Origin of the sequence: Enterovirga sp., from assembly GCF_028290205.1 — a bacterium.
Lineage (GTDB): Bacteria > Pseudomonadota > Alphaproteobacteria > Rhizobiales > Beijerinckiaceae > Enterovirga.
In genome coordinates, this window is record NZ_JAQGKF010000256.1 from 1 (window position 1) to 11,426 (window position 11,426).

An 11,426-nucleotide genomic window follows, 5' to 3' on the forward strand; every position below is an offset into this window, starting at 1 on the left:
CCGCGGCGGCGCTGCCGGCGCCGTGTCGATCGTGAACGCGTCCGGCCGGATGCCCCGTTCCACATCGGCCCAGGTCACCGGCATGGCGACCGGGACGTTCGGCCGAGCCCGCGGCGAATAGGTGCCCACCGCCGTGGTGCCGCGGCCGTTGCGCAGGTAGTCGAGAAACAGGCGCCCGGGTCGCCGGGCCAGCTCGGCGGTCGTGATCACGAGGTCGGGCCGGGTCGCCGCGAAGCCCTCGGCGATGTCGCGAGCCTGTTCGTGCAGCTCGTCATGGGTCGGACCTGGCGCGATCGGCACCATCAGGTGCAGGCCCTTGCCGCCGGTGAGTTTCGGCCAGCTCGCGAGGCCCTGGCGCGCCAGCCGATCCCGCAGCCGGAGCGCGGTTGCGGCGACCAGCGGCCAGGCGACGCCCTCGCCGGGATCGAGATCGAACACCAGCCGGTCCGGACGCTCGATGTCGTCCACCGTGGCGTTCCAGGGATGCAGCTCGACTGCGCCGATCTCGACGAGGCCGAGCAGCCCTTCGAGGCTGTCCACCCAGAGCCGGGTGCCGAGGCCGCCCTCGCGCTTCTCGATCGTGAGCTGGTGCACCGCCTCCGGCACGGGCGGCAGCGGGCCCATGTGGTAGAAGGTCGTCCCGCGCAGGTGCCGCACCAGCTTCAGGGGCCGTCGCCCGAGATGCTCAAGAGCGGTTCGGTGCACGCGGGTCCAGTAGGCCGCGAGCGCCTCGCGGGAGGGCACGCAGGCGTCCGGCAGGTGCTGGAGCACGTTCTCGGCCGGCACGCCGCCGATCATGGCCGGACGCGACCGCGCCGCGGGCTCCTTCGGGGCGGCCCGCCGCACGGGCGCGGGGGCCTGCACCTTGGGGTGCGGGATCGGCCTGACGACGTCGCGCGCCGGCTTGTCCTCCCGCACGCCGGCGAACACCACCTGCCGGAGCAGGTTGTCCTCCGTCCAGGTCAGGTAGGTGACCTCGACCACCATCTCGGGCCGCACCCAATGCACGCGGGACAGCACGAGCCGCGAGCCGAACCGGCTGCCGGGCGGCGGCGGCACGTCGACAGGCATTCGGCTTGTCGCGAGAGGGCCCAGCCGGGCCCGCAGGTCGCCGAGTTGCTCGGCATTCAGCCCCGTCCCGGCCCGGCCCGCATAGACGAGCCGCCCGTCCGGAGCGTGGTAGGCGAGGAGCAACGCTCCGAGATGCGGCCGCGAGCCGTCCGGATCGGTCCAGCCGACCACCACGAATTCCTCGCGGTTGAGGCATTTCACCTTTCGCCAGATGCCCCGGTCGCCTGGCCGGTAGGGGCAGTCGAGCCGCTTCGAGACCACGCCCTCCACGCCGAGCTTGCAGGCATGGCGATGGAACAGCGCGCCGCTTCCAAGATGGTGCTCGCTGAACTGAAGAGCAGGCGGCGCCCCGGCCAGCACGGCCTCGAGTCGCGCCTTGCGGTCGCGTAGGGGGAGGGCGGTCAATTCCTCGCCGTCCAGAAACAGGAGGTCGAACAGGATCAGGACCAGCCCGCCCGTCGCCCGGGAATCCGTCGCCGCCTGCATGGCGCTGAACGAGGTGAGCCCGGTCTCGCCGAGCGCACACAGCTCCCCGTCCAGGTAGGCATCCGTGACGGGCAGCGCCCGAAGCGCCTCCGCGACGGCCGGATAGCGCTCCGTCCAGTCGAGCCCGGTCCGGGTCAGAAGCCGCACCTCGCCCCGGTCGATCCGGGCATGCATGCGATAGCCGTCCCACTTGAGCTCATGCGCCCAGTCCGGACCTTCGGGGGCCTCCTCGCCGAGCGCGGTGAGCTGCGGCGGCACGAAATCGGGCAGCGCGCCGGGATCCGACCGGCGAACCTCCCGTCCCACCTTCGCCCGACGCGGAACTCTCGTGGCCATACGCAACTCCGACCGACGCGGAGTCGATTCAATCGGGCCCGTTTGGTTCCGTGCTGCTCGGCGGCTGCGGCTGGGGCGCGCGAGGCCGCCCTGAAACGAAACTGCCCCCGCCAGGGCGGCGGAGGCAGACGGAACGATCCGGCCCGCGGCAGCGCCGCGGGGAAGCCCAACGGCGTTAGCGGAGAACCACCACCCGGGTTCCGACATCGACCCGCTCGAACAGGTCGTTGATGTCGGCATTGTGCATGCGGATGCAGCCGTAGGACGCGAAGGTGCCGATGGAGCCCGGCGCATTGGTGCCGTGGATCGCATACTGGCCGCGATCCAGCACGAGGGCGCGGGTGCCCATGGGATTCCCCCGGCTTCCACCCGGAATGACGTTGGGCAGCCGCGGGTTGTCGCGGCGCACCTCGTCCGGCGGCGACCAGGCCGGGCTCACATACTTGCCCTGCACGGCGGCCTCGCCGGACCATTGCTTGCCGGGACGGCCGACCGCGACCGGGTACTGGATGGCGGAGCCGTAGCCCGTGACGAGGTAGAGCTTGCGCTCGGAGCTCTTGACCACGATCGTGCCGGGCTCCACCCCGGCGTCGAACCGCACGGCCTGGCGCGCCTCGGCCGAGCCGAGCGCGCCCACCATCAGCGCCGCTGCCGCGAAAACCCCGAGACCCGACCGCCGCATGCCCGTCACTCCTGGTTGGCGCCGAACATGATCCGGCGGCTGTTTCCGTATCATTTCGCCCCATAAGACTTGGTCAAAGCAGGCCCGGACGGCCTGCTCGCCAACGGTGCGCGAAAGCCGCGTTGGCCCGATCTGACCGAGTCGGGTCGCAGAAGCTTGACTATTCGGGAAACACCCGAGCCGCCATCCTTGTTCCCGGTCCGGCTGGACAATGACGAGCCGATGCGGTGGAAGCTCGCCCGGGCCTGTGCGACCCCCGCGGCAACGGCGTCACCGCCCCTTCAGGAGCCCGCCCACGCGATGACCCCTTCGCTCATCCGGCGCCGGCTCGTGCTCCATGTCGGCGGCTTCGATCCTGTTGGCCCCGAGGCGGCCCATGCCCGTTTCGTGCGCGAGGCGCGGCGGTTCGAGAGGGCCTGGACTGTCCGGGCCGAGGTGTCCGGCGCGGAACTCTCGCCCGATCTCGCCACCTGGACGGTGGACGCGTCCGGGCCAAATTGGGTCGTGCATTCCGAACTGCTGCTTCTGCGCTGGGACGACGTCATGGCGGCCCAGGCCCGGGCGCCGGCGCTCCGCCGGCTCGGGCTGGGGCTTCTGGCCTTTGCCGATTTCGTCGCCGGTGGCGCGCTGTGGGCCTATGCCCGGCACGCCTGGCGCTATGCCCTGTTCTTTCTCTACCCCTATCTCCTGCTCGCGCTGCTGGCCGGGGTCGCGGCCCTGATCGGCTGGGCCGGCGCGCGGGCAACCGGATCGGGCCTGGCCGGGGCGGCCCTCGGCGCCTGCGCCTTCGCGCTTCTCCTCGCCTGGGCGTGGCGGCGCCTGCAACTCGCCCATCTCCTGGACGACTGGAGTTTTGCCCGGGGCTATGTCCGGGCCGAGCACCCGGTCCTGTCGCCGCGGCTCGACCGCGTCGCCGGGGCGCTCCTCGCCGCCGCGGCCGAGGGGCGGGCGGACGAGATCGTGATTGTCGGCCATTCCCTCGGGGCCGTGCTGGCGGTCGACATCCTGGATCGGGCACTCGCTCAGGCGCCGGGGCTCGGCCAGGACGGTCCGGCCGTGATCCTGGTGACGGTGGGGTCCTCCATTCCGAAGATTGGCCTGCACCGGGGCGCCCGCCGCTTCCGGGCCGCGCTGGCCCGGGTCGCCGAGGCGCCGGGCCTGTTCTGGGTCGAGTACCAGGCGGTGACCGACGCCATGAACTTCTACAAGACGAACCCGGTTCGGCTGCTGCTCGGCCGGGACACGGGCGGGCCCGCCGTGCGGGTGGTTCGCATCAGCCGCATGCTCCAGCCGGCTTATTATCGGCGCATCAAACGGAACTTCTTTCGCGTGCATAACCAGTTCGTCAGCGGCAACGACCTCCGGGCCGCCTATGATTACTTCATGGTGGTCTGCGGCCCCGTCCCGGTCCGGGAGCAGGCGCTGGCGCCGGAGGGTGCGGGCGCCCGAATCGCAGCCGACGGCTCGCTCGTCCCTCCGAGCCTGTCCGGAGAGGGGGCGGCCCTGCCGCGGACCGCCCGATGACGCCGCTCATCGCCAAGGTCACCTTCGTGGCGCTCATGGTCGGCTGGTACGTGATCCGGCGGCCCTATGAGCGCAAGGCGAGCCGGGCGCGCGTGGTGCGGTCTGCCCGGGACCTGCGCGAAACCATCCTGCTGCTGGTGTCGCTGACCGGGCTCGGCATCGTGCCCGCGGTTTATGTCGCGACGGGGTTTCCGCGGGCCGCCGAGCGCGGCTTCGAACCGGCGGTCGCCTGGCTCGGCCTCCTCGTGGCGGTCGCCTCGCTGGTCGTGTTCCGCCTCACCCACAAGGCGCTTGGCCGGAACTGGTCGGTCAGCCTCGACGTCCGCGAAGACCACAAGCTGGTCGAGACTGGAATCTACCGGCACGTGCGCCACCCGATGTACACGGCGTTCTGGCTCTGGGCACTCGCCCAGGCCCTGCTTCTGCCGAACTGGGTAGCGGGGCTGTCCGGGCTGATCGGCTTCGGAATCCTGTACGGGTTCCGCATCGGCCGCGAGGAGCGCCTGATGCTGGACACCTTTGGCGACCAGTACCGGAGCTATGCGGCCAGGACGGCGCGGCTGATTCCGTGGCTGCACTGAGGCCGATCCGCCTCGGCCGGTTGCGCCTGCCCACCCGGACTGTGTCTCCTAGGCGACAATGGTGGACGCGATGTGCTGGATCCCGGAGGTTGAACCAGCCGGAAATTAACGTTCTCCCAGCGTTGCCCCGCTTTGCCCCGCTGATAGTCCAACCCCAAGAGCGACTGTGGCTTTTTCGCACTAGAGAGGGGAGGGGAACCCCTTATAGCATCCGCTCGATACCAGTGCTGCGTACCAACGAACAACTCCGTAGTCCTAACGAAGGGGTCTCTTGTCATGAAGAAGATTTTCGCAATCGCCGCCGTGGCCGGCGTCGTCCTCAGCGCCGGTGCCTGCATCGGCAAGGGCAAGGCCCCGCCGCCGGCTCCGGTTCCGACCGCGATCATCACCAAGGGCTAAGCCCTACCAACGTGGAGGGTCGCCGTTCGGCGGTCCTCCTACCCTGATCCCGGCGCCGCCGGTTGGTCGACGTGTGATCGTCGGCCAGCCGGCGGTGAGCCGGGATCTTGCGTTTAAGCGGGCTTTTCCCCGCCTGGATGCCCCGCATGGGCGTCTCCCTCCGCAGGTGCGGCGCGGTCCCCGAATCGCGACGGATCTGCCGACAGGGCACGTCGGTGCCCTTCGCTTGCCGGCCAGGCGGAGTCTCGTCTAGAGCGGCATCGGCCGGAGGCCGTCCGGCCCGATTCGATCGAGACATGGCTGCACAGATCCGGACCACGACGCGAGCGAGTTGGCACGGGCGGCAGCACCCGGATGGATCGGTGATGGCGATCTGCACAGCCCGCTCGGGACGCCTCGGATGAGCAGCAGCGCGCAGAAGATCGCTGAAGCCGCCGAGTTCCTGCGCGGCAATGGTTTCGACGGCCGTTTCGATTGCGCCATGGTGCTCGGCACCGGTCTCGGCCGCCTGATCGACGACCTCGAAGCCCCCGTGTCGCTCGCCTATGACGTGGTCCCGCACTTCCCGCAGCCGAGCGTGTCGGGCCACAGCGGCCGCATCATCGCCGGGCGCCTCGAGCGGAAGCGGGTGCTGATGTTCCAGGGTCGGGCGCATTACTACGAGACCGGCGACGCGGCCGCCATGCGGGTGCCGATCGGCGTCATCGCCGCCCTGGGCGGGCCGCCGCTGTTGCTGACCAACGCGGCCGGCTCCGTGAAGCTCGACTTCCGCCCGTCGAGCCACGTCATCATCACCGACCACATCAACTATTCGGGCATGAACCCCCTGCTCGGCGACCGCAGCGAGGGCCGCTTCGTGCCCATGGCCGGCGCCTATGACGAGCGGTTGCGCAAGAAGCTGAAACTGGCCGCCATAGGCTCCGGCGTGACGGTCAACGAGGGCGTCTACATGTGGTTCTCGGGGCCGAGCTTCGAGACCGCGGCCGAGGTTCGCATGGCCCGGACCCTGGGTGCCGACCTGGTCGGCATGTCCACCGTTCCGGAGGTGATCCTGGCCCGGTATTTTGGCCTGCGCGTGGTGGCCCTCTCACTGGTCACCAACATCGCGGCGGGTGTCGGCATCGGCGCCCATACGCACCAGGACACGAAGACGGTGGTGGCAGGCGCCGCCCCGACCCTGCGCAAGCTCGTCCACGCCTTTCTGGCCCGGCTGGACGAGGTCTGACCGCCGCCCGAGGAACCGCTATGTCCCGACCCTCTCGGCCCGTCCTTCTGACGGGGGCCTCCGGCGCCCTCGGCCGGATGCTGACCCGGGCGCTCGGTGCGAAGGGCTGGACGCTTCGGCTGACCGACATCGCGCCCTTCCCTGACCAGATCCCGGACGGGGCCTCTTTCGAAGCCGCAGACCTTGTCGATCGTGACGCCGTCCTACGCCTGGCCGAGGGCTGCGGCACCATCCTGCATTTCGGCGGTGTCTCGGTGGAGCGGCCCTTCGACGAGGTCGTGGGACCGAATATCGGGGGGCTCTACACCGTCTACGAAGCGGCCCGGCGCAACCGCGCCCGCGTGCTCTTCGCCTCGTCCAACCACACGATCGGCTTCCACGAGCGGGCCACCACCATCGATTCCGAAAGCCCGTTCCGACCGGACGGCTATTACGGCGCGTCCAAGGTCTGGGGCGAGATGATGGGCCAGCTCTACTGGCACAAGCACGGGGTGGAGAGCGTGCTTGTCAGGATCGGCTCAAGCTTCCCGAAGCCGATCGACGCCCGCATGCTGGCCACCTGGCTGTCCTATGGCGACCTGGCCCGTCTGTGCGAGCGCGCGGTGGTGGCCGAGACGACGGGCTGCGCTGTGATCTGGGGCACGTCCCGCAACAGCCGCATGACCTGGTGGACCGGGGACGACCGCGACCGGATCGGCTGGGAGCCGCAGGACAGCGCGGACGACTTCATCGTTGAACTGGCCGGCGCGACCAGTGGCGATCCCTTCGTGGAGCGCTATCAGGGCGGCGCCTATGTGGCGCTCGACCGCTCGGCCTGACTTTGTGAATGGTAACATGACGCTGCTTGTCGCAATCACCGGGTGGGACCCGGCCCCCTGGCTCGACCGTTTTCGGCGGCTGCTCCCGGACCGGCCCGTGGTGGCGGTAGACGAGCCCTTCGACCCGGACACGATCCGCTACGCGGCCTCCTGGAAGCACCGGCCCGGCACCCTGTCCGGCCTGCCCCGGCTGGAGGCGATCTTCTCCCTCGGCGCCGGCGTCGATCACCTCGTCGGCGATGCCGGCCTGCCCGACGTGCCCGTGCTGCGCGTGGTCGACCAGGACCTCACCGAGCGCATGAGCGAATACGTCGTGATGCACTGCCTGATGCATCTCCGGCGCGGCTGGCTCTACGACGAGCGGCAGCGGCAGGGGCTCTGGCGCGACGAGCGCGACCAGCCCGCCGCCCGGGACGTGCGTGTCGGCATCATGGGGCTCGGCGTGCTGGGCCAGGACGCGGCCCGGAAGCTCGCGGTCATGGGCTTCGACGTGGCGGGCTGGAGCCGCTCGCCGCGGAGCCTGGACGGCATCGCGACCTTTGCCGGGGACGAGGGGCTCAGGTCCTTCCTGGCCCGCACGGATATTCTGGTCGTCCTGCTGCCGCTCACGCCGGCGACACGGGGTTTGCTCAACGCGGCGCTGTTCGGCGGTCTGGCGCGCGACGGCCGGCTCGGCGGGCCGGTGCTGATCAATGCCGGCCGCGGCGGCCTTCAGGTCGAAGCCGACATCCTGCAGGCCCTGGAGGACGGATCGCTCAAGGCCGCGACCCTCGACGTGTTCGAGACCGAGCCGCTGCCGGCCGCCTCGCCGCTCTGGTCGCATCCGGCGGTCCGGATCACGCCCCACAACGCCGCCATGAGCGACCCGGATGCGGTCGCGGCTGCCGTTGTAAGCCAGATCCGGCGGCACGAGGCCGGCGAGCCCTTCCGGCACGCCGTGGACCTCCGAACGGGGTATTAGAGCCGGGCTGGCCGGCCGGCATCTGTTTGCCGGCCGGAGCCGCGTCAGCGCGCGGGCAGGCGCGCGATCGTCTCGATCTTCATGCGCTCGCGGACCGGCAGGGCCGAGACGGCCACGCAGGTCCTGGCCGGCTTGTGAGGCGCGAACGCCTTCGCATAGACCTCGTTGACGCGGCCGTAATCCGCCATGTCGGTGAGGTAGACGGTCGCCTTCACGACGTCCTGCAGCGTGCAGCCGGCTCCCGCCAGGATCGCCTCGACGTTCTTGATCGACTGGATGGTCTGCTCAATCACGTCATCCGACACCACTTGGCCGGTGGCGGGATCGAGCCCGCCCATGCCGGAGGTGTAGACAAAGGAATCGACCACCGTCGCGTGAGAAAACGGCCCGGGAGGTGTCGGGGCGTTGGAAACGTTGACCAGCTTCATGGAAACCTCGGAAACGGTGCGTGAACGATCCTGATCAGCCGACATGCGGCTCGAGCCAGGTGCGGAGCATGGAGGCGGTCATGAACCCCGTCTTGCGGTCGAGCGCAGCGCCGTCACGCAGAAGGAGCAGCGTCGGAACGCCCCGGACGTTGTATTCCGCCGCGACCTCCAGATTGGCGGCCGCGTCCACCTTGACGATGTTGACCTTGTCCTTGAGGTCTTCACCGACGGAGGCGAGCATCGGCTCGATCTTTTTGCAAAGAACACAGCTCGGCGTGTAGAAGTCGATCAGGAGCGGCTTCGCGCTGCCCCGAAACTCGTTGAACACGTCCTGGGACGTCGCGTCCTGCAAGCCGGCCATCAGGCGAGCTCTTGGCGTTCGGGCGAGCCGGGCGCCATGTAGCTCAGGAAGCTGTCGGTGCCGATGTTCAGCGCGCCCGCGAAGGTGTTGAAGCCGTTGCCGGTGTTCACCGTCTCGAGGGTCTCGACCAGGTCCCAGTCGGTGGCGCCGAGCGCCTTCAGCGCCTCAATGTCGGCGGGCGTGATCGAGTGGGGGTCTCCGTTCGCCTTCATGGCGTAGTCGAACAGCGCCCGTTCCTTCTCCGACAGCTGCAGCTTGTCGGGATCGAACTTCAGCGCAGCCTTCACTTCCTCGTCGCTGGCGCCGGCGCTGAGCATCGCGGTGGCGTGAAACGACACGCAATATTCGCAATGGTTGATCTCGGCGAGCGCGGTCAGGATCGCTTCCTTCAGCTTCACCGACAGCTTGCCCTGCCCGAGCAGGACGTTGAGGCGGCGGAAATTGGCCTTGGCCAGCTCCGGAAACGCGCCGTAGCCCTTGAACAGGTTGGAGACACGGCCCGCGCCCCGGACGCGTTCCAGGTCGTCGTAGAGCTCCTTGAGGGGGCCGGTGGCGTCCTCGGGCGGAACGAGTTCGATGTAAGCTGTCACGCTGATCTCCCTGACGCCCGGGCCCCGGCAACCGAAGCTCAGCGGCCAGTGACTCCAGGGCTGTGTGACGATGCCGTCGAGCAACTCGAGCGGCCCCGCTTGCCACGGGCATAGCAAAGCTTCCTGACCCTGAACAAGGCTACACTTATGTGCAGCCCACGAATTCAGCAGGATCAGACATATATTTCCCGCCGCCGCCATTCGTCCCGCACCCCCTGGTTTCAGAGTAGCGCGGTGGCCTACTTTTTCGGGAACTCAGATTGTGCGCGTACCGCCTAGACGTCGATGCGGCGAACGTGATGAATGACGCTGAGCGCTGGACCGCGAAGCGGCACGAGCCGTATGGGCCCGGCGGGGGTAAAAGGGATGGACGCTGCGTTCGCAGAGATTGGTCGGGCGCGTCCGCGCCGGGCAACGCGTCGGCTCGTCGCCGGCCGCGGCTCCTACACTGACGACCTCGACATGCCGCGCCAGCTGCATGCAGCCTTTCTCCGCAGTCCCTACGCGCATGCGGAGATCGAAGCTCTCGCGTTGAGCGCGGCGCGTGAGCTGCCGGGCGTGGCGGCCGTCCTCTGCTGGGACGACATCGCCGCCGTGTGCCGGCCCTGGAAAACGGTGTCGGCCAGCTTCCCCGGGCTGAACTCGCCCGAGCAGCATCCCCTGGCCGCAACCCGGGTCGCCTTTCAGGGCGAGCCCGTCTGCATGGCGCTCGCAAGCTCCAGGGCGGTTGCCGAAGACGCGATCGAGCTGATCGAAGCGACCTTCCGCGAACTGGAGCCCGCCGCGGACTACCTGACGGGCCTCCAGCCCGGGGCGCCGCTGGCGCATCCGCATCTCGGCACCAACCTCGCCTGGAGCTGCGAGATCGGCTCCGGCCCCGTGGACGCGGCCTTCGCGGCCGCGCACGAGGTGGTGGCCTGCCGGCTCGTCTTCACCCGGCACACGGGCGTTCCGCTCGAGCCGAGAAGCATTCTGGCGAGTTACGATCCCGCCGCCGAGACCATGGAGGTGCGGGTCTCGAACCAGGTGCCGCACCAGCTGCAACTGCACGTCGCCGACCTGCTCGGCCTGCCGATGTCGCGCGTGCGGGTGCTGGCGCCGGATGTCGGCGGCGGGTTCGGCATCAAGATGCACGTCTATCCGGACGAGATCGCCGTCTGCGCCGCCTCGCGGCTGCTGGGGCGGCCGGTGAAGTTCGTGGCCGACCGCATCGAGAGCATGCTGTCGGACGTGCATGCCCGCGAGCACGTCGTCGAGGCCCGGATGGCGCTCGATGCCGAGGGGCTGATCACCGCCATGGACGTGCAGGATCTGCACGGGCTCGGTGCCTATTCGGTGTTTCCCCGCTCCAGCACCATGGAAACCGTGATGGCGCTCCGGCCGATGGGGGCGGCCTATCGGATGCAGGGCTTCCGAGCGCGCGCCGAGGTCGTGCTGCAGAACAAGGGCGTCACGGGCCAGTACCGCTCGGTCGGCCACCCGATCGCCTGCACGGTGACCGAGCGGCTGATCGATCTCGCGGCGCGCCGGCTCGGGCAGGATCCGCTCACCTTCCGGCGGCGCAACGTGGTGCGGGCCGTCGACATGCCGTTCGTGAACCCGGCCGGGCTGCGCCTGCTGGACCTGTCGCACGAGCGCTGCCTCGACCGGATCGAGAGCCTGATGGACCTTCCGGCTCTGAGGCGCGAGATCGCGCAGTGGCGCGAGGCCGGACGGGTCGTCGGCCTCGGTTTCGCGGTGTTCGTCGAGATGACGGCCTCGGGCTCGGAGGCCTATGGCCGCGGCAACGTGCCGGTGGCGGCGGTCGACACCGTGACGCTGACCGTCGAGCCGGACGGCAGCATCACGGCGAGCGCCAGCGTGGCCGAGATCGGCCAGGGCATCACCGAAGGCCTGGCCCAGATCGTGGCCGACGCGGTCGGAATCGCCGTGGAGCAGGTCGCCATGACCTGCGGCGACACGCG

General features: G+C 69.6%; 12 protein-coding genes. 7 read left to right on the top strand and 5 right to left on the bottom strand.

The features are described from left to right. On the bottom strand, positions 1-1,893 hold a 1,893-nt coding region (ligD, locus tag JWR86_RS17745), incomplete at its 3' end, for a DNA ligase D (RefSeq protein ID WP_299567921.1). Positions 1,894-2,068: 175 nt separating this feature from the next. Beyond that, complete coding sequence (locus tag JWR86_RS17750) at positions 2,069-2,575, bottom strand: L,D-transpeptidase (protein WP_299567924.1); 507 nt, start codon at positions 2,573-2,575, stop codon at positions 2,069-2,071. Between the two features lie 300 nt (positions 2,576-2,875). On the opposite strand from JWR86_RS17750, the gene JWR86_RS17755 reads away from it, so the two are divergent. From JWR86_RS17755 to JWR86_RS17780, 6 genes are all read left to right on the top strand, one after another. After that, entirely contained in the window at positions 2,876-4,099 is a 1,224-nt protein-coding gene (locus JWR86_RS17755; RefSeq protein ID WP_299567926.1) for a lipase, read from the top strand. Next, on the top strand, positions 4,096-4,680 hold the full coding sequence (locus tag JWR86_RS17760) for a protein-S-isoprenylcysteine O-methyltransferase (protein ID WP_299567928.1): 585 nt from the start codon (positions 4,096-4,098) through the stop codon (positions 4,678-4,680). Before JWR86_RS17755 ends, JWR86_RS17760 begins: the two co-directional genes overlap by 4 nt. Before the next feature lie 276 nt (positions 4,681-4,956). Beyond that, complete coding sequence (locus tag JWR86_RS17765; protein ID WP_299567930.1) at positions 4,957-5,079, top strand: hypothetical protein; 123 nt, start codon at positions 4,957-4,959, stop codon at positions 5,077-5,079. A 400-nt stretch (positions 5,080-5,479) separates the two neighbouring features. Further along, positions 5,480-6,304 carry a purine-nucleoside phosphorylase gene (locus tag JWR86_RS17770; RefSeq protein WP_299567932.1) on the top strand — a complete coding sequence of 275 codons (825 nt, stop codon included), beginning with the start codon at positions 5,480-5,482 and terminating at the stop codon, positions 6,302-6,304. 20 nt (positions 6,305-6,324) lie between these two features. Further along, complete coding sequence (locus JWR86_RS17775) at positions 6,325-7,122, top strand: NAD(P)-dependent oxidoreductase (RefSeq protein WP_299567934.1); 798 nt, start codon at positions 6,325-6,327, stop codon at positions 7,120-7,122. Between the two features lie 16 nt (positions 7,123-7,138). Then, positions 7,139-8,083 carry a glyoxylate/hydroxypyruvate reductase A gene (locus tag JWR86_RS17780; RefSeq protein ID WP_299567936.1) on the top strand — a complete coding sequence of 315 codons (945 nt, stop codon included), beginning with the start codon at positions 7,139-7,141 and terminating at the stop codon, positions 8,081-8,083. Positions 8,084-8,127: 44 nt separating this feature from the next. On the opposite strand, the gene JWR86_RS17785 is transcribed toward JWR86_RS17780, so the two are convergent. Genes JWR86_RS17785 through JWR86_RS17795 form a run of 3 tightly spaced genes read right to left on the bottom strand, consistent with a single transcriptional unit; the run spans position 8,128 to position 9,462 of the window. Then, a complete protein-coding gene (locus tag JWR86_RS17785) occupies positions 8,128-8,511 on the bottom strand; it encodes a Rid family detoxifying hydrolase (RefSeq protein WP_299567938.1) in 384 nt (127 codons plus the stop codon). A gap of 34 nt (positions 8,512-8,545) precedes the next feature. Next, entirely contained in the window at positions 8,546-8,872 is a 327-nt protein-coding gene (locus tag JWR86_RS17790; RefSeq protein ID WP_299567940.1) for a thioredoxin family protein, read from the bottom strand. Then, the gene (locus JWR86_RS17795) at positions 8,872-9,462 is read right to left on the bottom strand and encodes a carboxymuconolactone decarboxylase family protein (protein ID WP_299567942.1); all 591 of its coding nucleotides are present in this window, start codon (positions 9,460-9,462) and stop codon (positions 8,872-8,874) included. Before JWR86_RS17795 ends, JWR86_RS17790 begins: the two co-directional genes overlap by 1 nt. 462 nt (positions 9,463-9,924) lie before the next feature. Between JWR86_RS17795 and JWR86_RS17800 the strand changes: the two genes are divergently transcribed. After that, a partial coding sequence (locus tag JWR86_RS17800; protein ID WP_299567944.1) for a xanthine dehydrogenase family protein occupies positions 9,925-11,426 on the top strand: 1,502 nt, incomplete at its 3' end.

Excerpts from the sequence above, each read along its gene's own strand:
- JWR86_RS17775 (WP_299567934.1), top strand. The coding sequence starts at position 6,325 with ATGTCCCGACCCTCTCGGCCCGTCCTTCTGACGGGGGCCTCCGGCGCC.
- JWR86_RS17760 (WP_299567928.1), top strand. The coding sequence starts at position 4,096 with ATGACGCCGCTCATCGCCAAGGTCACCTTCGTGGCGCTCATGGTCGGC.
- JWR86_RS17765 (WP_299567930.1), top strand. The coding sequence starts at position 4,957 with ATGAAGAAGATTTTCGCAATCGCCGCCGTGGCCGGCGTCGTCCTCAGC.
- JWR86_RS17770 (WP_299567932.1), top strand. The coding sequence starts at position 5,480 with ATGAGCAGCAGCGCGCAGAAGATCGCTGAAGCCGCCGAGTTCCTGCGC.
- JWR86_RS17755 (WP_299567926.1), top strand. The coding sequence starts at position 2,876 with ATGACCCCTTCGCTCATCCGGCGCCGGCTCGTGCTCCATGTCGGCGGC.
- JWR86_RS17780 (WP_299567936.1), top strand. The coding sequence starts at position 7,139 with ATGACGCTGCTTGTCGCAATCACCGGGTGGGACCCGGCCCCCTGGCTC.
- JWR86_RS17750 (WP_299567924.1), bottom strand. The coding sequence starts at position 2,575 with ATGCGGCGGTCGGGTCTCGGGGTTTTCGCGGCAGCGGCGCTGATGGTG.
- JWR86_RS17790 (WP_299567940.1), bottom strand. The coding sequence starts at position 8,872 with ATGGCCGGCTTGCAGGACGCGACGTCCCAGGACGTGTTCAACGAGTTT.
- JWR86_RS17785 (WP_299567938.1), bottom strand. The coding sequence starts at position 8,511 with ATGAAGCTGGTCAACGTTTCCAACGCCCCGACACCTCCCGGGCCGTTT.